General features: G+C 31.4%; 25 protein-coding genes. 16 read left to right on the top strand and 9 right to left on the bottom strand.

Features of this window, described 5'->3' with window-relative positions:
* Positions 1–14: 14 nt before the first annotated feature.
* On the bottom strand, positions 15–1,406 hold the full coding sequence (locus HBE96_RS12040) for a DUF4179 domain-containing protein (RefSeq protein WP_169297997.1): 1,392 nt from the start codon (positions 1,404–1,406) through the stop codon (positions 15–17).
* The gene (locus tag HBE96_RS12035; RefSeq protein WP_169297996.1) at positions 1,396–1,920 is read right to left on the bottom strand and encodes a sigma-70 family RNA polymerase sigma factor; all 525 of its coding nucleotides are present in this window, start codon (positions 1,918–1,920) and stop codon (positions 1,396–1,398) included. The genes HBE96_RS12040 and HBE96_RS12035 overlap by 11 nt, the downstream gene beginning before the upstream one ends.
* Positions 1,921–2,147: 227 nt before the next feature.
* Here HBE96_RS12035 and HBE96_RS12030 point away from each other — a divergent pair, with 227 nt between their 5' ends.
* The 3 genes from HBE96_RS12030 to HBE96_RS12020 all read left to right on the top strand — a co-directional run bounded on the left by HBE96_RS12030 (position 2,148) and on the right by HBE96_RS12020 (position 5,685).
* Entirely contained in the window at positions 2,148–3,287 is a 1,140-nt protein-coding gene (locus tag HBE96_RS12030; protein ID WP_169297995.1) for a PDDEXK nuclease domain-containing protein, read from the top strand.
* Positions 3,288–3,598: 311 nt separating this feature from the next.
* Positions 3,599–4,153, top strand: coding sequence for an NfeD family protein (locus HBE96_RS12025; protein WP_169297994.1), 555 nt, complete (start codon positions 3,599–3,601; stop codon positions 4,151–4,153).
* 26 nt (positions 4,154–4,179) lie between these two features.
* Positions 4,180–5,685: a flotillin family protein gene (locus HBE96_RS12020; protein WP_169297993.1), complete on the top strand. Its 1,506-nt coding sequence runs from the start codon at positions 4,180–4,182 to the stop codon at positions 5,683–5,685.
* A gap of 273 nt (positions 5,686–5,958) precedes the next feature.
* On the opposite strand, the gene HBE96_RS12015 is transcribed toward HBE96_RS12020, so the two are convergent.
* Both HBE96_RS12015 and HBE96_RS12010 read right to left on the bottom strand, forming a co-directional pair.
* Positions 5,959–6,354 (bottom strand): pyridoxamine 5'-phosphate oxidase family protein, encoded by a 396-nt coding sequence (locus HBE96_RS12015; protein ID WP_169297992.1) that lies wholly within the window; start codon positions 6,352–6,354, stop codon positions 5,959–5,961.
* Between the two features lie 196 nt (positions 6,355–6,550).
* A complete protein-coding gene (locus tag HBE96_RS12010) occupies positions 6,551–6,925 on the bottom strand; it encodes a winged helix-turn-helix transcriptional regulator (RefSeq protein ID WP_169297991.1) in 375 nt (124 codons plus the stop codon).
* Between the two features lie 128 nt (positions 6,926–7,053).
* Between HBE96_RS12010 and HBE96_RS12005 the strand changes: the two genes are divergently transcribed.
* On the top strand, positions 7,054–7,977 hold the full coding sequence (locus HBE96_RS12005) for an EamA family transporter (RefSeq protein WP_169297990.1): 924 nt from the start codon (positions 7,054–7,056) through the stop codon (positions 7,975–7,977).
* Between the two features lie 320 nt (positions 7,978–8,297).
* On the opposite strand, the gene HBE96_RS12000 is transcribed toward HBE96_RS12005, so the two are convergent.
* Positions 8,298–8,999 carry a GntR family transcriptional regulator gene (locus HBE96_RS12000; RefSeq protein WP_169297989.1) on the bottom strand — a complete coding sequence of 234 codons (702 nt, stop codon included), beginning with the start codon at positions 8,997–8,999 and terminating at the stop codon, positions 8,298–8,300.
* An 840-nt stretch (positions 9,000–9,839) separates the two neighbouring features.
* On the opposite strand from HBE96_RS12000, the gene HBE96_RS11995 reads away from it, so the two are divergent.
* The 4 genes from HBE96_RS11995 (at position 9,840) to HBE96_RS11980 (ending at position 13,869) form a co-directional block, all read left to right on the top strand.
* Entirely contained in the window at positions 9,840–10,355 is a 516-nt protein-coding gene (locus HBE96_RS11995) for a redoxin domain-containing protein (protein WP_169297988.1), read from the top strand.
* Positions 10,356–10,591: 236 nt separating this feature from the next.
* Entirely contained in the window at positions 10,592–10,975 is a 384-nt protein-coding gene (locus HBE96_RS11990) for a RidA family protein (protein ID WP_169297987.1), read from the top strand.
* A 167-nt stretch (positions 10,976–11,142) separates the two neighbouring features.
* A complete protein-coding gene (locus HBE96_RS11985) occupies positions 11,143–12,471 on the top strand; it encodes an aromatic amino acid transport family protein (protein ID WP_206154913.1) in 1,329 nt (442 codons plus the stop codon).
* 204 nt (positions 12,472–12,675) lie between these two features.
* Positions 12,676–13,869 (top strand): MalY/PatB family protein, encoded by a 1,194-nt coding sequence (locus tag HBE96_RS11980; protein WP_169297986.1) that lies wholly within the window; start codon positions 12,676–12,678, stop codon positions 13,867–13,869.
* A gap of 682 nt (positions 13,870–14,551) precedes the next feature.
* On the opposite strand, the gene HBE96_RS11975 is transcribed toward HBE96_RS11980, so the two are convergent.
* The gene (locus tag HBE96_RS11975; protein WP_169297985.1) at positions 14,552–15,091 is read right to left on the bottom strand and encodes a MarR family winged helix-turn-helix transcriptional regulator; all 540 of its coding nucleotides are present in this window, start codon (positions 15,089–15,091) and stop codon (positions 14,552–14,554) included.
* A gap of 334 nt (positions 15,092–15,425) precedes the next feature.
* On the opposite strand from HBE96_RS11975, the gene HBE96_RS11970 reads away from it, so the two are divergent.
* From HBE96_RS11970 to HBE96_RS11940, 7 genes are all read left to right on the top strand, one after another.
* Entirely contained in the window at positions 15,426–16,811 is a 1,386-nt protein-coding gene (locus HBE96_RS11970; RefSeq protein WP_169297984.1) for an amino acid permease, read from the top strand.
* A gap of 119 nt (positions 16,812–16,930) precedes the next feature.
* A complete protein-coding gene (locus HBE96_RS11965) occupies positions 16,931–17,071 on the top strand; it encodes a hypothetical protein (RefSeq protein ID WP_169297927.1) in 141 nt (46 codons plus the stop codon).
* Positions 17,072–17,639: 568 nt separating this feature from the next.
* Positions 17,640–18,812: a mandelate racemase/muconate lactonizing enzyme family protein gene (locus tag HBE96_RS11960; protein ID WP_169297983.1), complete on the top strand. Its 1,173-nt coding sequence runs from the start codon at positions 17,640–17,642 to the stop codon at positions 18,810–18,812.
* Positions 18,813–19,014: 202 nt separating this feature from the next.
* Positions 19,015–19,113: a group II intron maturase-specific domain-containing protein gene (locus tag HBE96_RS26965; protein WP_169298009.1), complete on the top strand. Its 99-nt coding sequence runs from the start codon at positions 19,015–19,017 to the stop codon at positions 19,111–19,113.
* A gap of 614 nt (positions 19,114–19,727) precedes the next feature.
* Complete coding sequence (locus tag HBE96_RS11950) at positions 19,728–21,092, top strand: Na+/H+ antiporter NhaC family protein (RefSeq protein ID WP_169297982.1); 1,365 nt, start codon at positions 19,728–19,730, stop codon at positions 21,090–21,092.
* A gap of 442 nt (positions 21,093–21,534) precedes the next feature.
* Positions 21,535–22,308, top strand: a complete 774-nt coding sequence (locus HBE96_RS11945) for an epoxyqueuosine reductase (protein ID WP_169297981.1) — start codon at positions 21,535–21,537, stop codon at positions 22,306–22,308.
* A gap of 167 nt (positions 22,309–22,475) precedes the next feature.
* Positions 22,476–23,375, top strand: a complete 900-nt coding sequence (locus HBE96_RS11940; protein ID WP_169297980.1) for an AEC family transporter — start codon at positions 22,476–22,478, stop codon at positions 23,373–23,375.
* Between the two features lie 69 nt (positions 23,376–23,444).
* Here HBE96_RS11940 and HBE96_RS26960 read toward each other — a convergent pair whose 3' ends face one another.
* A complete protein-coding gene (locus HBE96_RS26960) occupies positions 23,445–23,654 on the bottom strand; it encodes a hypothetical protein (protein WP_425350732.1) in 210 nt (69 codons plus the stop codon).
* Between the two features lie 459 nt (positions 23,655–24,113).
* Positions 24,114–25,310, bottom strand: a complete 1,197-nt coding sequence (locus tag HBE96_RS11930) for a MalY/PatB family protein (RefSeq protein WP_169297979.1) — start codon at positions 25,308–25,310, stop codon at positions 24,114–24,116.
* Between the two features lie 219 nt (positions 25,311–25,529).
* Between HBE96_RS11930 and HBE96_RS11925 the strand changes: the two genes are divergently transcribed.
* Positions 25,530–26,237 carry a helix-turn-helix domain-containing protein gene (locus HBE96_RS11925; protein WP_169297978.1) on the top strand — a complete coding sequence of 236 codons (708 nt, stop codon included), beginning with the start codon at positions 25,530–25,532 and terminating at the stop codon, positions 26,235–26,237.
* A 187-nt stretch (positions 26,238–26,424) separates the two neighbouring features.
* Here HBE96_RS11925 and HBE96_RS11920 read toward each other — a convergent pair whose 3' ends face one another.
* Entirely contained in the window at positions 26,425–26,943 is a 519-nt protein-coding gene (locus tag HBE96_RS11920; RefSeq protein ID WP_169297977.1) for a MarR family winged helix-turn-helix transcriptional regulator, read from the bottom strand.
* Between the last annotated feature and the right edge of the window lie 28 nt (positions 26,944–26,971).

Below are 26,971 nucleotides of genomic sequence, written 5' to 3'. Positions count from 1 at the left end.
TTGTTTGAGAAAGTTTAGTGAATTACTATTTCATCAGTATCATAAAGAAAACTTCTTGCTGCACTTTCAATTTTAAATTTATTAGGAACACTGCGGCCTTTAAAAGTGAAATTTTCACTTACAACAGCATTATTTACTCCAATACCAGAATAACCTGCATTATTATAAATAGAATTTAAATTAGGAGCTTTATTTATTAATGTATTATAAACAGTATTTCTAGATGCTTGGTCTTTAAATTGTACTTTTTCATTTTTCTGATGTGATTCAGAACCATAATTATCAGTATCACTAAATCTAACTGGGATAATTCCAATGCGTTCATAAATTCTATTTGTCTTATCATATTCAACGCTGTACTTAGTACAATTATCTTTTTGTGTCATAGATGTAATTTTAAACTTTTCGCCATTAAAATCAAATTGCATTGGAAGTTTGTCTTTAGAAATTTCATATTCTTTGTTATACCAATAATTAATAGATGCACCTACTAATCGTATGCCTATTTCTTTTATATTCTTGTAATATATAGATTTAAATTCTTCTCCATGGATATATCCAAATGATTCGTAACCTAGTTTTTCTTCTTCATTAATATTATCAGTATAGTTATTATCTAGACGCATTGAGAATAATGGTCGCATTTTAGTTATATTTCCATCTGATGGAGTAAAATCATATTCTAGAATAGTTTTAAGTATTCCTTCTTTTAAATTTTTAAGTTTTAATGTGCCTATATTAAGGCTATATTCTTTATTTATAGGGATATTTTTAACATTTTGCATAGTTACTTGCGTTTTTAAAGTCCAGTTTACTTTAAAACTATCGTTTTTAGGATTAATAAATGAACTTATTTTAGCTAATATTTTATTATTGTATTCAATATTTTTATATGAAATATTGTCTATATTTATAGTGATAGGATTTTTTTGTATATACTTTGCTTCTTCTTTACCAATAAAAATGAAAAAAGCTTTTTCTTTTTTGTCTGAGTTGTCACTTGAATCTGGTAGGGAGTATCCCCATAGGTGAAAGTTTTTATTGTTTGCATCTTTAAAGCTTAATCCATTTATATAATATTTAGGATTAGATACGTTGTAAATAACCTCTATTCCTGTTTCATCTGCCATTATATCCTTTATAGTAAATTCTACATTTTTATATTCAAATGATTTATTTATTTTAGAAATATTATTATTTTGCCTAGCTAAATCTATTTCTTGTTTAAAGGGTATATTATTATAGTATTTACTATATGCAAAAACTGATATTGGCAGCATAATTGCTATAATTAAAACGGCAGCTGATGCATAAAAATGCAGTTTTTTCTTTTTATTTTCAACATGTTTCCTAAGTTTATTTTCAACATTTTCCATTAATTTTTCAGGAATATTATTAATACTCATTTTTGGCCCTCCCACTCTTTGATCTTAGAAAATTAAGAGCTCTATATATTTTTGTTTTAACTGTATTTATAGGAATATCCATGATTTCTGCTACATCTTGAATAGAATAATCTTTGAGATATCTTAAAACCAATATTTCTCTTTCATCATTTTTTAATGTATTAAGTAAACCTTCAACTACAATTTTGTCTTCAATAGAATTATAAGAGAATATATCCCTAACTTTATTTATCTCTTTTTCTGATGAGGTAACTGTATTTTCTCTAAATCCTTTTCTACATATATTTATAAGTATTGAAGTAAACCAGCTATAGAATTTATTGGGATTTTTTAATTGTTTAATTTTTTCAAAACCTCTTATAGCAGCTTCAGATATGCAATCTTCTGCATCGTATGAGTTTTTTGTATAGGTAAAAGCAATTTTATAAAATAAGTCTTGTTTTATTTTTAAAAGCTCCATAAATGCAGAAATATCTCCGCTTTTGCTTTTAAGCACAAGTGTCTCTATGTTCATTGTATACCTTCTTTCAAATGCTGCAGCATTTTTCTTTTTACATAGGTTAGATACTTTAAAGTATAAAAAAGTTTCAAATTTTTTTCAGTATTTAAATTTATTGTAACGTAAATTCTATATTTAGGTATAGTGATAAAATTTGTAACGATATGGTTAACAACATATACTTTTTTTGTATATTGGGATATAATCAACTTAAGCTATTAAGAAATTATGAGGTGACTTTAATGTTAAGGGAATATGATAAAGGTTATGTTACTTTTTTTAATGAACTAAAAGATAAAATAATTGACTCACAGCAGAAGGCTGTAGTATCAGTAAATAAAAAATTACTTATGCTTTATTGGAGTATTGGAAATTTGATTTTGAACAAACAGACAGAGGGAGTACTAGAAGATTTAATTATTGATGAGTTATCAAAGGATTTAAAAATAGCATTCCCAAGTATGCAAGGTTTTTCGGAGAGAAATTTAAGGTACATGCGCAAATTTGCTGAAGCATATACAGATGAAGAATTTGTTAGGGAAGTTGCTTCAAAAATTAGTTGGTCGCATAATATAATTTTGATGGATAAAGTTAGTGATTATGATAAGAAGGTATATTACATAAATAAAATTATAGAAAATTCCTGGGACAAAAATACTCTTATTTGTGAAATAGAATTGGAACTTGAGGATTGTGAGGAACAGAACTTAAATAATACTTTAGAAGAAGATAATTATAGTGAAGATATTAATCAAGATGAAAATAGTAAAAGTGAGTGTAATGATGATATTGAAAATAAACCTATAGTAGATAATGTAGATGAAGACAATAATTATATTGAAGAGATAACATCAAAGCAAGATATATCAATTCAACTGACAAAAGATAGTTATATGCTTGATTTTCTGACGTTTTTAGATGAAGCAGAAGAAAAAGATTTACAAAAACAATTTGAAAGTTATGTTACTAAATACTTCCTTGAACTTCATTCAGGTTTTGCTTTTGTAGGAAGTAATTATCATATTAAAATAGAAGAAGGGGATTATTATGTAGGATTACTATTTTATAATTTAGATATAAGATGTTATGTAAATATTGAATTAAAAATAGGTAAGTTTAGACCAGAATATTTGGGGAAACTTAGTTTTTATCTTTCTTTAATAGATGGTAAATTGAAGAAAGAGGAAGATAAATCTTCTATAGGTATTTTAATATGTAAAGATGAAGAAAAGCTAATAGTACAGTATGCTTTTAAAGATAGCGAAAGTTCTGAAGAAGATACAGAGTACAGTCTGACACAGGATATTCCAAAAGAATTTAAATTAATATTACCTACAGTAAAAAAGATAGGACTTGGAATTAAAGAAAAATTAAAAGGTTAAGTAAGTCAATACTTAATAAATATATTATACAAGAGTAAAAGGAAGCAAAAGTGATAGTCTACAATGTTTATACATGTAGACTATTATTTTTAAGCTTTTTATGTAAAATTATAGCTGAAATGGCAATTGTATTTTTTATACAACAATAATATAATTAAATCAACATAAAGAGATAATTAATACCGCTTAATACAATACATAATCATATAATATAAATTAGTATATATTTAACTTACCTACTATAAATTTAAAGTTTCATTAGTAGAGATATCTTATATATGATATGATTTGATTATAAGAGGGGGGATTATATGGAAAATGCTTATACAATTTTGTTTTGGGTAGGGGTTATATATACCCTAGTAACATTTGTAATTGGAGACTTATTTGGAGCAATTCATTTTGACAGTCATATTGATATTCATACTGATACTCATGGTGGATTAAATGGATTTTCACTTTTTCCACTAAAACCTATAACTATAGTTTCTTTTATTACTGTGTTTGGCGGTATTGGAATTTTAGGAACTAGATATAAGTTAAATGCAATACTTATATTTGCAGTAGCTTTTGTTTTAGGATTATTTGTTTCTTTTTTACTGTATAGATTTGTTCTGGTACCACTATATAAGGCTCAAAATACAAGTGCAGTTTCCCAGGATAAACTTATAGGAATGAAAGCAAAAGTTATATCACCAATATATGAGAATAGCTTTGGAACTATATCCTATACCGTTAATGGAAGCAAGTATAATGCTCCAGCACAACATGTTAACAAAAAATCCATAGCTCAAGGAAAAGATGTAATGATATATTCAATTAAAGGTAATGTATTTTATGTTGAACCTTTAGAGGTTGAAAATTAAAGTTTATTAAAAGGAGAGTGCTAATTATGTCAACTATTTTTATTCCTGCAATTATTGTAGGAGTCATACTACTTCTTATTATAGGAATTTTTTCTATGTGGAAAAGAGTACCTCAAGATAAGGCTATTGTTATAACAGGACTTAAAAAAAGAGTTATTACTGGTGGTGGTGGATTTGTAGTTCCACTTTTAGAAAGGACAGATAAGATTTCTTTAGAAAATATGCAGATTGATGTTCGTATAGAAGGGGCATTAACTGGACAAGGCGTAGGAATTACTGCAGATGGAGTTGCAGTTGTAAAGGTAAAATCAGATACAGATTCAATTTTATCTGCAGCAGAACAATTTAATACATCAAATGGACTTCAACATACTCTTGAAGTTATCGAACACACCACAAAGAATGTTATGGAAGGTAAACTTAGAGAAATTGTATCAAAAATGACTATCGAAGAAATATACAGAGATAGAGAAAAGTTTGCATCTCATGTTCAAGAAGTTGCAGCAATAGATCTAGCACAAATGGGGTTAGAATTAAAGGTTTTAACTATCAAAGATATTTCAGATAAAAATGGTTATTTAGAAGCACTTGGTAAACCAAGAATAGCAGCTGTAAAAAGAGATGCACAAATTGCAGAAGCAGAAGCAGCAAAGGAAACAAAAATAAAAACAGCAGAAGCAGTTAGATTAGGTGAAGCTGCAAAACTTTTATCAGAAACACAAATTGCTGAATCTACAAAAGACAAAGAATTAAAAGTGCAAGATTATAGAAAAGAACAGGAAAGAGCTAAGGCTATATCTGATTTAGCTTATGAAATTGAAGCTAATAAAGCTAAGAGAGAAGTAACTGAAACAGAGGTTCAGGTAGAAATTACTAAAAAGGAAAAAGAAAAAGAATTGGCAGATGCTTCACTTCAAGTAGAAATTACAAGGAAGCAAAGAGAAATTGAACTTGCTGAAAAAGAAGCAATGAGAAAAGAAAGAGAACTTGAAGCCACTGTTAAAAAGCAGGCAGAAGCAGATAAATATATGAGTGTTCAAACAGCAGATGCAGTTAAATATAAGGAAATTGCTGATGCAGAAGCAAGAGCAAGAGCAATTGAATTAGAAGGTAAAGCAAAATCTGAAGCATTAAGACTTCAAGGTATGGCAGAAGTTGATATTATTAGAGAAAGAGGTAAAGCAGAAGCAGAAGCTATGATGAAAAAAGCAGAAGCATATAAGCAATATAATGATGCTGCTATGACTCAAATGATTATAGAAAAATTACCTGAAATTGCAAAGGCTGTTTCAGAACCATTATCTAAAACTGAGAAAATTGTTATTGTTGACAATGGATCAGGTGAAGGAAAGGGTACAGGCGCTGCAAAGGTTACAGGGTATGTAAGTGATATTATGTCTCAGCTCCCTGAAACTGTAGAAGCATTAACTGGTGTTAATATTATGGATTTCTTAAATAAGGCTACAAGTAATGCTAATGAAAAGAAGGAAGAAAACAATAAAGAAGTTGATGGGAAAGAAAATGCTAATTAAATATTTCAACTTTAGTCATAGATAAAATAAGCATATTGTGACGCAAGATGTAGTAGAAGTTTTAGTTTTAACTTCACTTTCCGCAAATCTTGTCAAGCTCAACTAGCAGAAGCTTTAAAACAACAATTATCCTAAATAATAAATGAACACACAAAAAACAGAACCTGAACAAGGTTCTGTTTTTTATAGGATTAATAAGATGGGGGCTTTATTGCAAGGTTAACTCAAAAACTACTAAATAATATATTCATATCATTCAGCTAATATAAAAATTTATAACTCTTTATTATTGTCTGCTCCTGGAGTTGTAACAATTACCTGTTCTGGTGTTACAACAAGTACACCTTTTGCTGTTACTGCATTATTCATTGCATTAGATACAATTTTTTTGAATTTATCTACTAGTTCACCATCTGTTAAATGAACTGCAGTTCCTTTGATTTGATATCCTTCCATAGTTTTCGCATCACATGCAGAAACAGCTATTTTACCATTCTTTTTAATATTCTCAAGAGTCATACGAAGAAATACATCCCCAATGACTAATTTTCCTTCAGCTGTTATTTCTTTAAATAATACAGGTACTGCATTAGGTTCATCAGAATATGTTCCAAGATACCATAATTGATCATTTAAAAGGTCGATAACATTCTTGTTTAAGTTTTTCATTAGAAATTCCTCCTTATTTTTTAAGTGTATACTATTTATGTTTATATTTTCCCCGGGTCAACTATATTGTAGCTATATTCAATTATAAAAACAAGTATTGATAAATTTATTAGTTACTATTGAAAATAATAGTTATATTTAAAAATAGCTGGAGACAGCGATCAGCTATTTCCAGCTATTTTTTAAGGAATATTTCCTATATTTGACTACAACTTTTACATGGAGTCAGTGCAGTTTCCACATCGACTTTTTTATAAGATCCTGACCAGTGGCAAATACTTTGAAGTATTGGTACAACTGATTTACCTTTGGCAGTTAAAGAATACTCTACTTTTGGAGGCATTTCGTTATACTGATTTCTACTAAGAATTTCATCTGCTATCATCTCTTTAAGCATTGCAGCCAAAACTGCATCTGTGATATTAGACAACTCCCTTCGGATTTCATTGTAGCGCATTATACCATTAGTTGCCAACACGCAAATAATCCTTGATTTCCACTTTCCTCCAAACACATCCAAACCGTATTCAAGAGGACATTTAATTTCCTTCTCTAATTTATGTTTATACAATGAAAATCACTCCTTCACTATTATTTCTTATAGTTAATAATAAATTTATTAATATATTTAAATATTATAGAATGTTGATATAATATAGTCAACAAAAGTACTAGAAAGAAAAGAGGAAAATAATAGTTATGAAAAGAAAAGATTTAATACTTGCATTATTAGTTGTGATAGTATGGGGAGCTAATTTTACAGTTATAAAATTAGGACTTAATGGTATGCCACCTATGTTATTGGCTGCATTGAGATATATATTTGCAGCATTGCCTGCAATAGTCTTTGTAAAACGTCCGTCGGTAGGATGGAAATACATTGTTGCTTACGGAATGACTGTAGGAGTTGGACAATTCTCCTGCTTATTTTATGCAATGAATATTGGAATGCCAGCTGGCGTTTCTTCTGTTGTTCTTCAGGCTCAAGCTTTTTTCACATTTATATTTGCGGCTGTGCTGTTAAAAGAACCCTTGAAGGGATCTCAAATAATAGGGCTTTCAGTGGCTGGAGTTGGACTGTGTCTTATAGGTGGAAATATTGGAGTTAATGGATTATCTTCAATTCCTTTTGGAGCATTTGTATTAACACTTATTGCAGCTGCTTTTTGGGGAATTTCAAATATAATAATAAGATATGCTTCTAAGAAAGCAGCTTCAGAAGGCGAAAAAATAGATATGTTAAGTGTGGTTGTATGGTCGAGTCTTGTATCTCCATTACCTTTTCTAATAATTGCCTTGGTATTGGATACACCGAAAACATTATTGGGATCATTGAGTAATTTGAATATATTGTCTTTATTTTCTGTTCTTTATTTGGCATTTTGTGCAACGCTATTTGGGTATGGAATGTGGAATAAATTGCTTGGAAAGTATCCAACTGGTAAAGTAGCACCGCTATCACTTCTTGTTCCTGTAACAGGTCTCATTACAGCACAAATTGTCCTTAATGAGAGACTTTCAATAATACAGTGGTTAGGCGGTATAATAATAATCTTAGGGTTAGTAATATCTAATTTTGGGTCTTCAGCAATACAGTGTATTTTTAAAGCTAAAGAGATATAGTATTCACATATAATGAATCTTTGATTATTGCATTATCTACTTATAAACTTATTTAATCACTGTAAAATTCGATGTGATACTAGGTTCAGGAGTTTTTGGTGTTTTTGCTGAAACTTCTGTTATAAGGTGTAAGTATGAAAAAAACTTTTGCTTGATGGATATGGCGACCTGATGTACACTGGAGAAGTGATCTATACGGTCTAACAGTTAAAAGTGAAGTAGATAGCCATGTTGATATATAAGAAATAAAGCAGGAGAATGTGAAATGGATATAGGTATCTTGAAGGCTCATGAAGTTTGACTTGTGTGTAAAATTCTATCTATGAGAAATTCCATTTCATTTTATCTATATGAAATTCCATTTCACTTTGTGCAATTGCAGATAATCCGTTTTCAATTGCTTTTAAGATTGCATAACGTTCTCTATTATTTTCGTAAAAAAAATCTGTTGACATTAAATTATGTTTGTATCTATACTTTTGATAAAAGCTATATCTTTGAACTCTATTTTTAATATTATCATACATCTCAATAATATAAGGATTTCTACATGCATTTAATATTTTAGAATGAAACTGAATATCTAGGAAGATTAAATTGCCTATATTATTTAAATTGCTATCAATATGAGATAATAGTATATTATCCGCTTTCTTTAAAATTTTTTCTAACTCTTTCAGTTCAACATTGTTTATTCTTTTTGCAGCATAAAATGATGCAGAGCCTTCTATTATCTTCCTTGTTTCGCAGATGTACAAATGATCTTCTTTGCTTAAAGGAGCAACATTCAAATTTCCATTTTCGCTTCTTATAATAAGTTTTTCAGATAGAAGTCTTTCTATAGCAATTTTTACTGGTGATCGACTAACTCCTAATTGGTTCGCAATGTGAAGGGAAGAAATTTTTTCTCCAGGAGTAAGGCCAATAGTAACTATATCTTGAAGAATAGTATTAAAAACAAGATCATTTAGTGAAGAAAAAGGGTTATTTTTTAATGTTTCCTGAAAAACTTCCTTGTTCATAAAAAACAATCATTCCTTTCAATATGCTCAAGGCATAAAATTAATGAAGGAGTAATTAAACTTGCTAATTACCATTAATAATACAGAAAAGTAGACAGATGTACACTATAGAGTATGGTGAGGTGAGTGTGATTATACTTTATTATAATCCGTATAAAAACATGTGAAGATTAGTCTTTTAAGTACAAATAAGTGTGCAAATGATCATATAAGCCAATCTTTGTTGAAATAACGACTATCAGTAAAGTATGAGTATTTAGTTAGCACCTGTATACTCTATTTTTGTTTGTAAGTAATATAAGTGTTGAAAATTGATTACCATATCTGTTTTATTGATAATTTATTAACAGTATCAAATATCATGATTTCAAGCATAGTATCAGATATCCTTGGTAAACCAAAATATATCTATTTCTTTCAAAATTAAAATTTTTATTAATAATATCACAAAATGAAGACCTATGCAATTGAAAATTAAAAACTATTTTTGTTCAATTGACGAAACAAATATCATTGAAAAGCTTAAATTATGTTTAAATTTTTGAACTGAGTTTATCAAAAGATCTACTGTTATGGTATGGTGTGTGTTTTTTTTGACACAATATTATTCTTAGTGAGATTATTTATGTAAAGGATTTGAATGAACCTAATCCTGTATAACAAAAATCAAAAAATAAGTATTGCTAGGAGATATTTAGAGAAGAATTTTTATTTCAAAATGAGTTAAAGTTTGAGCAGAAGATATAATTGGAAAATATATGTATGCAATACTAACTGAAATATTGCCTAGTACAGCTTTAAATAACTAAAGAAAAGGAGGTGATTTAAATAAAAAAACAAGTGGGACATTTTATAGACAATGTTAGTGTTAAAATACAAAATAAAAAATTGCACAATCTCTTTGACCTTATGAATGAAAAACCACTGATTCTAGTTCTGCATAGGTTTTACGGTTGTACTATAGCACAATATGAGATTGAACGATTGGCAGAAGAATATCGTCAATGGAAGGATTGTCCTTATGAACTGGCATTTGTAGTACAGTCTGATTTAGATGAAATGTCTAAAGTTAAACAGCTATTAGACATTCCCATTATATGCGATTTAGAAGAAGTACTTTATAGCATGTTTGCTGTACCGAAAGCAAAATCTAGGGAAGAAATGCTAGGTGGCAATTCTCTTGAAAAAGTAGACATGGCTAAACAGGCAGGATATGTTCATGGAATAGATAGTGGTGATCCTTTTCAGCTGCCAGCAGCTTTTGCTATTGCAAAAGATGGATGTATATTATATGTGCATTACGGAAGAAATGCAGGAGATTTGCCTACACTTCATGATATTGTAAAAGGAACATAGGAGAGAGCGGTACATAACTGTAGTACATAAGATGCTATTCTTCAGATGGTTAGGAATATGGAGAAAAAAAGCTTGTGTAAAAAAAGAGATTACTGCGTTCTATAAAAGAATAAAAATGACTAAAATATCATTACAAAGTGTATGATTTTACTACAACGATTGGAATTATAGAGTGTCTTCCCAAAATTTATATGATAGAGAAAATAAAAAAAGTTAAAGAAAGAGGAGAAATAATTATGAATAACATTAAAACAATTTGTACAGAAAAAGCACCTGCTGCTATTGGACCTTATTCTCAGGGAAAGTGTGTTGGTGGATTCTTATTCTTATCCGGACAGATTCCATTAGATCCTGTAACAGGTGAAGTTGCTGGAAACACTATTGAAGAGCAGACTGAGCAGATAATGAAAAATATTGCAGCAGTATTGGAATCAGAAGGAGCTACAATGGATCAGGTATTAAAAACTACATGTTTTCTAACTAGTATGGATAACTTTGCTGCATTTAATGAAGTTTATGGAAAATATTTTCCATCAAAACCAGGACGTTCTTGTGTAGCTGTAAAACAGTTGCCAAAAGAAGTATTAGCTGAAGTAGAAGTAATTGCTTATAAAGGTTAGATATTGATCTAAAGCCATAGAATTTGAAAACTTAAAAATTTCTCTTATAAAAAGTATGTAATTATTTTTATGATAATTTATTTACTGTAATGTTGTTTCAAAATATCACTATACATATATAATATTAAAATGCACTAATGTAAACTACAAAATAGGAGGGAAAACTTGTGATTAATGAAAAAGTAGGATCAGTAAAAAAACTGTCCTTACCAAGAAACTATGCAGAAGAAGCTGGTATGACTGAAGAAGAATGGAAAGCAGCAACAAAGTTTAACAGTACTGATTTTGGTTGGGTAATTATGTGTATTGGTATGGCAATCGGAGCTGGAATTGTATTTTTACCTGTACAGGTAGGTCGAGTAGGCATATGGGTTTATTTGTTCTCTGGACTGATTGGTTATCCAGCATTATGGTTGTCTCAACGACTATATATTAATACATTGGTAGTATCACCAAAGTGTGAAAGTTACCCTAGTATTATTAGTGACTATTTAGGTAAGAATTGGGGATTGATATTAGGGTTTGTCTATTTTTTAATGTTGATTAAGGCAATCTTTACTTATTCAATTGCTTGTACAAATGACAGTGCTACATTTTTACATTCTTTTGGTGTAACAAGTACTAACTTAGGTAGAACTCCACTCTATGGATTAGCAGTTATTTGTATTTTGGTAGCTTTAGCATCTCAAGGAGAAAAATTTTTGTTTAAGATTGCTTCAGGAATGGTAATTACTAAATTAAGTGTTATTGTTGTTTTAGCTTTTATTATGATGCAACATTGGAGCGTAGCCAATATTGTGAATTTTCCCAATTTTGGATATTTGATAAAACAAGCTATTATCATGATGCCATTTACGATAACTTCTATTTTATTCGTACAGTGTTTAAGTCCAATGGTAATTTCTTATCGAACACATAATGATTCTATTGTTTTAGCCAAATATAAAGCTATACGAGCTATGAATATAGCATATACAATCTTATTTATCTCTGTTTTCTTTTATGCGATTTCATTTAATTTTGCTATGAGTCAACAACAAGCTATAGCAGCATATAATCAAAATATTTCAGCTTTAGCTATGGTTGCCCAAGGAATACCTGGCAATACAGTAAAGGTTTTTAGCTTGATTTTAAATATTTTTGCAATTATGACTGCATTCTTTGGAGCATTTTTGGGATTTCGTGAAGCTCTTCAAGGTTTGATCATGAATATTCTTCATCGTATTTTGCCAGAAGAAAAAATAAACAAAACGATGGTAAAGTATGGAATATTTGCTGTTGCAATTCTTCTTCCTTGGTATGTTATCCTGATAAACTTCTCAATTGTAAAGTTTATCATTATATTTGGACCAATATATGGATTGGTGAATTGCTTAATTCCTACATATTTAGTATACAAGGTTCCGTTTTTAGCAAAGTTTAAACATGCATCATTAGCGCTTGTTGTGCTTGCCGGTTGTATGTTAGTAGCAGCACCGCTTTTGGCATTCTTATAAGATAAATTATATATGTGTAAAAGAACAAGATAAAGAAAAATAGTTGTATGGAGTTAGTTACTTTTTTTAAATTATGAAATAAGTAAATATAAAGCTATAATAAATATTTAATCATGATACATATGATTTTAAAATATTAATGTTATATGTATCATGTGTACTTAAATGACTAGGTCATTTAAGAGAAAATTTAGGAGGTAAGTTATGAAAAAATATGATTTTGAAACGGTTGTTAGCCGTTATGGGACAGGTTCCAAGAAATGGGATGAAATGAGAGAAATTAATCCTGATACCAAGGATGGTGTTATTCCTTTTTCTGTTGCAGATATGGAATTAACTACAGCACCAGAAATCAAAAAAGGTTTAAAAGATTTTATTGATAATAATGTATTGGGCTATGCTAATCCTAATGATAAATATAAAACTTCTGTGTGCAATTGGACGAAAAGACGTCACAATTGGGATATTAATCCGGAATGGTTAAAAGATACTCATGGTGTTATTGATGCTTTTTTTGCAGCTATAAAAGCCTTTACTAAAGAAGGAGAAGGTGTTATGCTGATGACTCCTATATACTATCCTATGTATATTGGAATTTCTAGAAATAATCGTGTTCTAGTAGAAAATAAATTAGTTCGAAAAGGAAGTACCTATGTTATTGATTTCGAAGATTTTGAAGCAAAAGCCAAAGATCCAAATACAAAACTTTTGATTTTGTGTAGCCCACATAATCCAACTGGACGTGTGTGGACAGTAGAAGAATTGACAAAGATAGGTCGCATATGTATTGACAATGACATAATGATTTTTTCAGATGAAATCCATAATGATCTTATCAGTCCTGAATTTAAACATACTGTATTTGGTGCTATTTCCGAAGAATTTGAACAACATTCTATTGTATGCACTGCACCAAGTAAAACTTTTAACCTAGCTGGTATGCAGACTGCTAATGTTATTATACCTAATCCAGATTTACGTAAGACTTTTGAGACAGAACTTATGACTCATACAACTAATCCTAAATGTAACATTTTAGGATATGAAGCATGTCGTCTCGGCTATGAATACTGTGAAGAGTGGCTTGAACAGGTTGTTGCACTAGTCGATAAAAATCGTAAAATTATCATAGAATTCATGGAAAGGGAATTTCCTCAGATTCAGATTATGGATATGGAAGGAACCTATCTGCTGTGGATGGATTTTAATGGTCTTGGAATTGAGTACTGTGAACTGGAACGTATTCTTCGTATGGAAGCACAATTGTTCTTTGATGAGGGACACATTTTTGGAGAAGCAGGAGCAGGTTTTGAACGTTGGAATTTAGCATGCCCAACAAAGTATATCTATGAGGGGTTAGAACGACTAAAAGCAACTTTGGACAATTATATAAAATAAATATAGATAAATTATTTTGGAACTGGATTCATGTTTCTTATAACTATTGTTATATGATTGTTTACAAATAGTGGATATTGATAATAATGGGGCTGTTGCGCTGAGAGTAAAAGGTAATATATGTTGTCTTAATTTGTAATTTTTAAACAACATATATTATATAAATTACTTATTGCAACAGTCTCATTTAATTTAATTAACTGGTATCAGCAAAGTAAAAACATAATACTATATATGGTTTCTCTTAAGCCCCTAAATTGGTTTTGAAAATTACTAATACATTTATTATAATGTAGAAAGTGATTGGAGGTAAATGATGAAAGGGAAAAGTTATACAAAGGAATTAAAAGAAGAGATATCGAGAAAAGTAAAAGAAGTAGGAAATTTTTGATATGAATATTATAGACTATCACATGAGGTTACACTGTGAGGAACTTGGATTCGGCAAGTACTGACGATAGATATTGATATAAGTAGATTTTTTTAGCTCTGAAAAATTTACTTGTCGAATCCAAGTTGAAATAAGGATTTAATTTTAAGATAAATGGAGAATTTATTAGATTTTGTACAAAACGAAGGAGTCAATCTGTAACTTGCTCTTGGTTATTTGATTGGCACTATCAACTTGTACTCGTTAGATTGTGCATGTGCTGTGTGTATAAGAATAAGGACGGCTGGGATATCAGTCGTCCGATTGCTTAGCCTTTTTTTGTGATGCGGAGTATTTTGCTTTTTCTTCCTCAATGACCTTTTCGAAGTATTCACTTCGATAGTGTGTTACCTTGAAAAAACCGTTGATCTCTTCCAACGTGCAGTGCTTTGCAGCTTCCATAAGATAGTTGTAGGTGGTTCTGCGATCGAAGGCGTCATGCTGTTCGCACACGAATTCACCTTTGGAAGTAAGATAGAGTCTACGTTCCCGCATATTTTCAGGATTGATCCGCTGTTCGAGAAAGCCTTCCTTCTCCAGATGCGATAGCATGGAAGATATGGTTCCTTTCGTACGGTAGGTGAGCTGGCCTAGCCGTTTAGCTGTCATTCCTGGTTCTTTTTGGATGAAGCCTAGAGCGTGAATCTCCACTTCGCTCATGAAGAACCCCAGATCATAATCTCTAGGAATCGACTGATAAACCGACATCAGCATTTGGTGTCGGAATACAATCCCAACCTTTTTATCAAGGTTGGCAAAAATATCGTTAACATCCTTACTATGAAAATCCAATGCTCCCCCCCCTCTCTAAATGTGTAACTAGTTTGATTATACTAGATTTTTATGGTTTGTCAATGTTGAGGCGTAGTATTAAGGTGGAGAAAGTTTGCATATAAAACCCTAAAAAATAAAAATCAATGAGTATCTTAGATAACGTCATGATATCGTTGACATTACGATCAAACAATGCTACTATGTATATAATTGTTTGATAGACAAACTATAAGCAAGGACGTTTTTTAAGTACAATTTCCATGAAATTATTGATAGAAGGCCTACCAATGCCATGAATACTTATGGATTCCGTGAATTGATCTTTTTAAAGATTATGAGGGAGGTTAAAATAATGGGTGAAAAAGTTAAAGTTAAATCTTTAGAAAAGGAGGAACTAAAACGAGATCTTAAAAACCGTCATCTTCAGATGATTTCTATAGGAGGTGCAATAGGTACAGGCCTTTTCTATGGAGCGTCATCGGCTATAAAAGCAGCTGGCCCTGCTATTATACTGACATATGTATTTGCCGGAATTGCAATATATTTTATAATGAGGGCTCTAGGAGAACTTGCTGTAGCAGAACCTGTATCTGGGTCATATGTTTCATATGCAAATCGTTATATTTCCCGCTATTTAGGTTTTATGCTTGGTTGGAGCAAGCCAGTAATCGTAGTTGCTGTAAGTGCTGCTGAACTTAATGCTCTTGGTAAGTATGTACATTTTTGGTTTCCTCAATTTCCAATATGGGCCAGTGCATTAATAATCGTGATTATTTTATTTACAGTAAATACTATCGGGGTAAAAGTCTATGGCGAAGCTGAATTTTGGTTATCATTTATTAAAGTCACTGCAATTGCTTTTATGGTGATCTTTGGTATTTTAATGATATTTTTTGGTGTGGGTAATCATGGACAACCTGTTGGTTTCGGAAATATAGTTAATAATGGCGGTTTTTTTCCAAATGGCATACAGGGAATTTTAGTGTCAGTATCAATGGCAGCATTTGCTTATGGAGGAGTTGAAGACCTAGGACTTGCAGCTGGTGAAGTAGAAGATGCTGATAAAAGTATTCCCAAAGCTATAAACGCAGTGTTTTGGAGAATATTAATCTTTTACGTAGGTGCAATAGTTGTTTTAGTAATACTTTTCCCTTGGAGTACTATGGGAAGTAGTGGAAGTCCATTTGTAGAAGTATTTAGCAGGATAGGTATACCTGCAGCAGCATCAGTAATAAACTTTGTTGTTATTATAGCAGCAGTTTCAACATTAAATGCTAGTATTTTTGTTAATAGTAGAGTAATATATAATTTAGCATTACAAAAGAATGCACCTGCATTTTTGGGAAAGGTTAATAACACAAAGGTGCCACAGGTGGCAGTAATGTTTATCTTTTGTATGATGCTAGTTGGAGTTGTAATAAACTACCTTCTTCCTGAACAAGCCTTTACAATATTTTCTTCAATTGTTGTTTTTAGCATAACTACTTGCTGGGCAGTAATTCTTATAAGTCATTTAAAATTCAGAAGAATAAAGATAATGAATAATGAAGTGCATACAATTAAATACTTGGCTCCGTTTTATCCATATGGGGACTATTTAGGGTTAGTTTTTTTAGTTATTGTTATTGGGTGTATGACTCTTAGATCCACAATGAGAGTTTCTTTCATTGTGGCAGGCACATACGCTATTATAGCATATATTGCCTATAAATTTTATACTAAAAAAGAGTCAACATAGCAAAAGAAAAAATAGTGTAATAAACACTATATTTAATTCGGCAAGGGCTGTGTGCTAATAATTAGTGCACAGCTCTTTTGGTCTTTGCTATTGTAGCACAAAGACTGGAGGTGATGTGAGTGGAAGTAGTAGGAATTGTAGGTGTGTTGTTCTTTTTAAATCAACATAAAATTGGGCATAGTATTGCTAAGAAAAAGGTATCTAAAGAAATCATTTTTGAAACCTGGCAAAGAGTTTCAAAGTCGTTCTTACGATTTTAGGGTGGCACATACGTTGATAGTTTTGGCAAGACATATCATGTTAGCTTTAGAAAACCAAATACGTACAATTTATGCAACCACAAATTATTGACAATAACCTATCACAGTGATAATATAATTTTAAATAGTTTGACTACAAAACTATTATAGACGTGTAATATGGCCAACGAATAAAGTACCTAATAGAAGGAAGGAAAAGTTTGATACACAAACCTAATGCATAGACAAAAAAGGGATGAAAGAGAAAATAACAAAAATTATGGAGCTGCCGCTCTGCTTTATATTTCGGGTGGGCGTAGGTCGTCTCATCTGGAATGGAGAGTATATTCTGGGTGGAAGTATTTTCTATGATGATTTCTGACCTGATAGGGTTTGTAAGATACTACAACGGTATTGACTGAATGGTTAATGTAGTAACAAAAAAGATTATCTGAGGTAGGAGCTGAGATGTACTTATTTATAAGTGCTCAAATACCAGTTCTATGTACTGTTTCTCGTTATATTTACTATAACTAGCATCCAGTTTTGAAGTATCTCATTAAAAAATAAAAACAAAGGAGAATAAATTATGAAAATCACAAAAATCGATCTTCTTTTTTCCAATCCTGTTGAGGACGGGTGGAGACCCCTGTTTTGCCGCATCTATACAGATGTCGGAATCTATGGAGATGGAGAAGTGGCATTATCTTATGGTGATACATTGAATGCAGCATTTGGCATCTTGCAGGATCTTGCGCCGATGCTGATTGGTATGGATCCATTAGACCACGAAGTAATCTGGCAAAAACTTTACCGACACTGCTTTTTTGCCTTAAATGGTGGTCCGCTAACTTTTGGAGGCATTAGTGCATTTGATATTGCCCTCTGGGATATTAAAGGAAAAGCATTTAATATGCCTGTTTATAAATTGCTTGGTGGAAAACAGCGTAACAGCCTGCGTGCATATGCAAGCCAGCTGCAAAATGATTGGGGAGAAAATCGAAAGCCAGCAAGAACACCTCAAGACTATGCCCGTGTAGCTGAAATTGCTGTTCAAAAAGGTTTCGATGCTATCAAAATCAATTTTCTTACATTCCGAGAGGATGAAGGACGTTATCCGGAAACTTCACAAACGGCTTTTTTGGATCCTAATTATATGGAAACTGTTGAGGCACGTATTGCTGCCGTTCGAAATGCAGTTGGAAAAAAGGTTGATATTATATTAGAAAACCATTGCTATACAGATAAACTTTCTGCTGTACAGTATGGAAATATGGCTCGAAAATATGGCATTTTGTACTATGAAGAGCCTACGACTCCTCATCCTGATCTTCTTTCCTATGTCTACAAGGAAACCGGTATTCCTGTAGCCAGTGGTGAGCGTATATATTCCCGCTGGCAATATCGCCAATATTTTGAACAAAATGCAATTCAAATCATCCAGCCAGATATAGGAACATGCGGAGGGATTACTGAGGTAAAGAAGATTTGTGACATGGCTTATTTGTATGAAACGGGTGTGCAGATTCATGTTTGTGGAAGCCCATTGGTTACAGCAGCTTCACTACAGCTTGAGTGTGCCATCCCTAATTTTGTAATACACGAATACAATATTAATACCGTAATGCCTAAAATGGTGGGTCTTACCAAACATGATTATCAGCCTGTGGATGGAAAATTTTCTATTCCTGATTTACCGGGTATTGGAAACGAAATTGCTGAAGAGACTTTTAAAAATAGTGAAATTGTTACAATTAAATAACGAGTCATATGAAAAGATTAGGACGTATCAGTTTGATACGTCCTTTTACTATAAGATCACAAAGATTCTTATTTCGTTGATTTGCACAAAATAATAGTATCCTTCAAAGGCTATTGCCAAAATGAAATTGAAAATAAAGGAATATACATCAGGAAGTAATGGATGGGGAAATGGATTTCTTATGGACAAGTTGAAGTGATATATACAAGGGTGGATAAACAATTTTAAAATTGCAGGTATGAAAGCAATTCTAAAACAAACGGATGAATGCATGAGAAGAGGAATTCGGATGATTTACTAGAAACAAATGTAGAATTAGCTTGATTATACTAGACTTTTATCTATTGTAAATATAGCACAGCAGCAGAGAATATAAAGTTAAAAAGGTTTGAATTAAAAACTATATCAAGCATAAAAAATAATTTTTATCTTAAATAATGCTGCTATATCATTGACAATACGATGAAATGATGATATTATGTAGTTAATAGTTTGACGGTCAAACTTTAATAAAGAGGTGAGCTTTATGAATTGTGGATTTTAAGTATAATTTCTAATAGGTCATTGAAATGAATGCTTAGCTCCAAATCACAATAAAAATTGTCCTGCGACTGCAAAGGTTTATAGTGATTACAGAGAGTCATTTCTGAGTATGATTTCAGGTGCTCTTGACAAAGACCTTATTGTAAGGGACGAAGATGTATAGGTTATTTATAGTATCGATAGTAATGGATAGGCAGAATCCTTCCACAGACAGATTATAAACTTTTTTTTGAAAACGTATGTATATGTTTTATCAGCATTCATTTTCAGAAAAATATGTTTATTAAAAGGCTGATTGACACATTGAAGTGTCATAAAAAATGGAAATACAAAAGAGAATGTACAAAAGTCAAATAAAGAGAGGAAAATAGTATGAACGAAAAGAGAAGTGAAAAGAATTATGGTGCTAAGGCATTGTTGCCGCTTTTGGTGTTTTTAGGCTTATATGTAGGTTGTGGTATTGTATTTACGGTATTAAAAACTAAGAACCCGTTCACGATAATGTCCCGTTATGTAGCTATATTGATTGCAATTTTGGTAGCAATAATTTGTTTCGATCGAAAGAAGACTATTTCAGAGAAGATAGATCTTTACTGTGAAAATGCAGGGCAGCCTGGTGTTATGCAACTGGGACTCATGGTATTGATGGCAGGTGGTTTTGCAAGTGTCTGCACTGCAATTGGAGGCGAGAAATCAATTGTGAATTTAGGAATTTCTTTGATTCCAAGCTATTTCTTGGTACCTGGTATTTTTGCTATATGTGCAATTATTTCTACATGTATTGGTACTTCTATGGGAACAATGGCTACAATGATTCCAGTGACTGTTGCATTGGCTAAAGGTGCAGGCTTGAATCCGGGTATGGCAGGCGCTGCGGTCATTACAGGTGCTTATTTTGGAGACAACCTTTCCATGATTGCAGCTACAACAATTTGTGCAGTTAGAGGTGCTGGAGCAGATATGAAAGAAAAATTTCAGACGAACTTTTTAATTGCGCTTCCAGCAACGATTATAACCATTGTCGCTTATGGAGTATTTAGCATGGGCAGTGGGTCAACAGCAGTGAAAGCTGGTAGTTATAACATTTTAACCATAATTCCATATATCTCCACCTTAGTCTTTGCACTTTTAGGACTGAACGTAATTTTAGTGCTTGCTATAGGTATTGGATCAGCTGGTATTATAGGTATAACAATTGGAACTACTACCTTTTTTGGATGGGCAAAGGCGCTTTCTTCTGGTATGGAGAGTATGTTCTGGCTGGCTGTATTTGCAATGATGATTTCGGGATTAGCTGGATTGGTTCGTTATTATGGTGGTATTGAATGGTTAGTAAAAGTGGCAACAAACAAAATTAAAGGCAGAAAGAGTTGTGAGTATATCATTGGTTTACTTTCTTTGGTGCTTTCTGCTACAATTGTAAACAATGTCATGGCAATTATAATTGCAGCTCCTGTTGCAAAGGAATTAGGAGATAAATATAAAGTTGCATCAAAGAAGATGGCAACTCTGTTGGATATAGGTGCATGTGTAGCAGTAATGATAGTACCGCATGGAGCTGGTGCAATGATGGTACAAGTAGCATTGGGATGTACTTATTTGGAAGTAATAAAATATCAATTCTATCCATTATTTTTGATTCTGAGTACAGCAATTACGATTCAGTTGGGGCTAATGGGGGTAAAGAAAAAAGAGGAGAATTTGGATATTGATTCTGGTAACAAAGAGATTTCTTAAGGTTCATAAAAATATACATTTACAATAAGGTAACTGAAGGCGGAGAAAGAATATATACACGTTGGCAGCATACAGAATGCGCTTCAGGTAATTCAGCCTGATTTAGGAACTTGTGGTGGAATTACTGAAGTAAAGAAAGTATGTAATAGGTCATATGTTCATTGACACCATCTAACAGAGCACTCTGCCTTTATGAATATCAACCTGTAAATGGCAAATTGTCTATTCCATATCCTCCTGGTATTTGTAACGAAATTGTGAAGGAGACTTTCAAAAAGAGCCAGGTTGTGACAATTCAATAGAAAGAACTATATATAAACAATTCTAAACAGGAGCTTTTCACTCCTGTTTAGTTATATTTATGGGCATACTTACAAGAATATATTTATTTTTATATAAATATCTAGAATAACAAAAAAAGTAGTTAAAAGGAGTGGATTAAATGAATTTGACAAACGAAGAAATAAAATATGAAATTTTTGAAAAAGCACATTCTTTAGGTGCAAATCTTGTCCGTTGCTGCTCTGTGGCAAAGTGGGAGGAAATACCGATTCAAGAACCGGCGTTTTGGCCTCAGAATATTTGGCCATGGACTAAGAATGTAATTGTATTAGGAGTGCCTTTGTATGCGCCAATGATTCACACTACACCATCCATGGTTTATCAGGAACTGTATGATACCAGTAATCGAATTCTGGATGATATGGCTTATCAGTTAACAAATTATATTACTACAAAGATGGGTTACAGGGCAATTTTCTTTCCTAGAGATTGTTACTACAATATTGAAGTTTTACTTGATAATCCTAATGCAGCTTTTTCACATGTTATTGCGGCATACTATGCAGGGATGGGAAGTATTGGAGACAGTCACAATTTAATTACCAAAGAATTTGGTCCGCGTGTGAGAATGGTATCAATTCTTACAGATGCTCCTATCAATCCAGATGATATGCTTGAAAAAAATCTTTGTATACATTGCAAAAAATGTTTAAAAAATTGTCCGTCACAATGTTTTAAGGAAAACGGCACAGATATTTATTCAATGGACAAAGTTGTATGTACACAATATCATGTCCATATCAAAAATGAGCATCATTGGCCTTGTGGCGTGTGTATTGATGTCTGTCCAGTTGGAGAGGATCTTAAAATGTACCGTAACATGGATGTTGCTTCAAAAAAAGGAGTTTCTCATTGTCAGCATTTTGGCTCCTAATTCAGAACATAAAAATATATGATTTATTAAATAGAAACTTTATTTATACATTATACAAACAAAATCAAAGGACATATTTACCAAAAAGGTGGGATATATGCCCTTTATTGTGTGATAGGTAGTTGTACATTTATAAGCGGCGGTTTATGAAATTTTAGGAGGAAGTTATGCAATCATTAAATCTTCAATTACAAATTTTTACTCTTACAGCAATTGGTTTTTATTTAGGTAAAAAAGGATATATAAGTAAAGAAACTAGGAGTCAGTTTATAAATCTTATGTTTAGTATTATTTTACCCTGTAATATTATTAACTCTTTTCAGATAGAAATGACAACTAGTATTTTACTAAAAACAAGTTTAGCTTTGATTTTAGCTTGTGCTGCTCAATTATTTTATATTTTTATTAATAAATTTTTATATAACAATTTTGATGAAAGTAAACAGGTATGTTTGAAATATGCTACAATTTGCAGCAATGCAAGTTTTATCGGATTACCAATAGCAGAAGCAATGTTTGGGGCAACAGGATTATTATTTATGTCAGTAGCCTTATTACCACAAAGAATTGTTATATGGTCAGCGGGTATTTCCATGTTTACAAAAACAACAAAAAAAGAGGTGTTTAAAAAAGTAATTACACATCCATGTATTATTGCGGTAGAAATTGGTTTTGCAATTATGATATTTCATATTCAATTACCTATATTTTTAAGTAATACAATCAAGGGGTTATCTAGTTCCACTACATCTTTTTCCATGATGATAATTGGAATGCTTTTAAGTGACGTTGATTTAAAGTCTATTTTTGATAAAGATGCTGTTTATTTTTCTTTTATTAGACTAGTAGCTATACCATTATCATTTTATATTGTTTTATCATTCTTACATATTGATTCGCTAGTAACTGGTGTTACTGTAATTATGGCAGCAATGCCAGCAGGAACAACAACCGCCATGCTAGCTCAACAATATAATGGAAATGCTCAATTTGGGTCAAAGTTAGTATTTTTTTCTACATTTTTTTCATTGTTTACTATTCCTATTCTTTCGTTATTGTTAAAATAAATATTGATTTAAACTCTAGCCTAATTGTGGATTACTTCCTTGCATCAGTACAAGTGGTTAATGATTTTGTTAAGTATAGTGGCTTATCACAATTCCGCTCCAACTAGAAATTAATCCAAAAGTAGTAGGTGAAGAGAATATTACAAATGCTTTTTCAGGAATAATGTAATTTAGTATAATACCAATAAGAATACCTCTAAAAACAGTAAGTATAGCTGCAGATGGCACATTGTTTTTGTTAACTTTGCCTAGAAAAGCAGGAGCATTTTTTGCAAAGATAAGTTGTATAATATACGGCTATTAGTAAAAATACTAGAATTTATTGAAGAAAATGCTGTAGTTTCAGCTATTATAAAGATTAATGGATTCCAATCCGGTAAAAAACCAACGTAACAGTGAATGTAACGATTTGAATAAGAAATAAGTCTAAAAATATGTATAGCTACTAGATTAATTGTCTTTGATTATAAAGTTAAGATAATAGAAGTCGTTTACAATGTTTCGTGAATTATTTAGACTTTTAACTGCTTTTGGAATATAATATAAGTTTTGGAATAACATGAAACAAATATAGTTTTAGCTGGAAAAATAGAAGAAAAAGTACTTAGATAACGATAAAAACTTAGAAATGAAGAACATCCTTAGATTTGATTTACATAAATCTAAGAATGTTCCTTATAATCAATTATTATTTATTATATGTCTATCACTATGTTATTTTGAGTCTAGATAGACAGATTATTTAGAGTTAACAGCATCACAGATACGACGCAATCCTTCTTTAACTGTAGAACGTGGACATGCAAGATTCAATCTAATGAAACCATCAGAGTTTTGAACGAACATATTGCCACCTTCAAGAAGTACGCCTGCTTTATTGGCGAAGAATAATGGAAGACTTTCTTCATTTGAGAAATAAGCTCCAACGTTAACCCAAGCCAAATAAGTTGCTTCTGATACACGATATTTTGCTTTTGGAAGATGCTCTGAAAGATATTCACCAACAAATTTGAAGTTTTCATCAAGATAAACTCTCATTTGGTCAAGCCAATCAGCACCATGTTCGTAAGTAGCTTGAGCAGCAACAATACTTAATGGATTATCAAAGTTATAGTGCCTTGAAAGCCAGATTTTTCTTAAATCATCATTTGGGATGATGACATTAGAAATCATGAATCCAGCCATATTAAAGGTCTTGCTTGGAGCCATACATGTAATCAATTTGTCGTATTCTGGGAATATTTTAGCCATTGGTGTATGTGTTTGACCAATTCTAAGCAAATCGCAGTGAATTTCATCAGAGATAACCCACATATTATTGCTAATTAGGATATCTCCTACGCGCTTTAGTTCTTCAGGTGACCATACTCTACCGCTTGGATTATGAGGATTACAGAAGATACATAAAGTTGTCTTTTCATCTGACGCCTTAGCTTCTAAATCTTCAAAATTTATAGTGTAGTAACCATCAGTATTGATTAGGTCTGAACATACAGCTTCACGTTCATTGAAGTCAGCAGCATACTTAAAATATGCATAACTAGGAGTAACAAATAAAACCTTTTCATCAGGTTTACAAATATAACTAACTAGTTCATACAAAGCAGGAATAACACCATTGGACATAACTAGATGTTCTTTATCAAAGTGCCATTTGTAACGGGTTTCAGTCCAGTTAACAAATGATTCGTAGTACTTTGGATCAAATACTCTGGTATATCCAAAAATTCTGCGATCTAATCTATCTTTTATGGCATCGATAACTACTTGTGGTGTTGCAAACTCCATGTCGGCTACCCACATTCTAACAAATTCATCATCAGCATATGGGAATTTCATAGATGCATCTGCATGAAAAATGTATTCACGAAAACCTTCCACATTCATTGCATTAATATTTTTACGGTCAACTATTTCATCAAAATTATAAGTCATATTTAATTCTTCCTTTCTTTAATTTGTTAAGTCTATTAAATCACACATTGTTAGAGGAGACAAATCCATTAAAGTTTCTTATATAAAGATAAATATTAAATAAAGTTTCGCTAGAGTAGAAAAATTACATGATTTATGATAAAATAATTTAAAAAAATATTTTATGAGGATTATTTAAAAAATAGTCAATTATTAAGAAACAAATAATGAGGTGATAAATTGGAACAAATATCAATAGAAGTAGGTAAGCGGATTCGTAATTTTCGGAAAGCCAAAAAGATGACTATTAAAGAACTAGCTGACCAGATATATAAGAGTAAGGCTACGGTTTCTAAGTATGAAAAGGGAGAAATAGTGATAGATATTGTAACATTGTACAATATTGCAAAGGTGTTAAGAATTCAGGTAGATCAGTTGTTTTGCTATGAGCCTAGTTGCATAGAAAGTCAAGTAACTGGTAAGAAACCGGCATTTTTTCAAGGATCGTCTCAATTTTATTCCTATATTTATGATGGAAGGGCAAATAAATTGATACGTTGTGTGATAGATGTTCTTTCAAAAACTGAAGAAAATAGATATAAAGTCATGCTTTATATGAATATTGATAGTTATGAAAATTATCAGGAGTGTGAAAATACATATGGGGGATATATTGAGCATTATGATGCATTAACCAATATTATTTTAAGGAATCAAGCTACTCCTATGGAACAGATTATAATTAGCATGCTCGCATCATTTATGGATTCGTCAATAAAATGGGGGCTAATGTTTGGTATATCTTCTCGCCCAGTTATGCCAATTGCAGCTAAAATGCTTATTTCTAAGAAAGCGTTAAAAGAAGATCAAGGACTTATTGATCAACTAACTATATCCAAAGAAGATATTAGGATAATGAAGATGTATAATATGTTAGCTATAACATAATACATATAAGATTAAAGGCGTATATGTTTTCAGTTTAGTTTAGTTTTCTTTTAGTGTGTTTTAGAATTTGTTGTGCACTCAACTTAGTCTAAAACTGATAATTAATAAAAGACAAGAAATTCTGCAGTTCTTTACACAGGTAACCAGAATTTCTTGTCTTTTTATTTTTAGTTTAGTAGAGAATATACTATAAAAGTGTCGTAAATACAGCAATAACTTTATAAAAAGCATCAATTTCTTCTGCAGTGCAGTAATTTGATAAATCTTTAAGGGTTTTAGAAATTTCAAGTGTATCAAAAAGTTTATGTGCTTTACTTACGCTAAGCCCTTCATCGGTAACATATAGAAGTATAGTTTTTGCGTTATCTTTAGTTTTGTGGCGATATACAAAGTTTTTACTTACTAATTTACTAACTGTTTGAGATAAAGCGCCTTTTGTTTTTTTCCAATATTTAGCTAAGTCCGTGATTGTAGTACCAGGATGTTCTTCAATATAGGTTAGAACATGTGCTTCTGTCATAGAAAGAGTATGGTTTGTTCCGTAATTATGCGGAGTATTAATGTAGTCGCTATATAACATAACAAATTTATAGATATTATTATGTCGACTATTTAGTGTATTAAAAGTTGCATCAATTATTGAATCATCATTGGTAGAAGATACATCTTTTTGTGCAATTAGTGATTTATCGTTTTCATTTATCATAGTTGCATAATTCTCCTAATATTTTGTT

The sequence above is a fragment of the Clostridium muellerianum genome (assembly GCF_012926525.1).
GTDB lineage: Bacteria > Bacillota > Clostridia > Clostridiales > Clostridiaceae > Clostridium_AM > Clostridium_AM muellerianum.
Note: the sequence above shows the minus strand (reverse complement) of the source record. Positions and strands in the feature narration are given on the sequence as shown.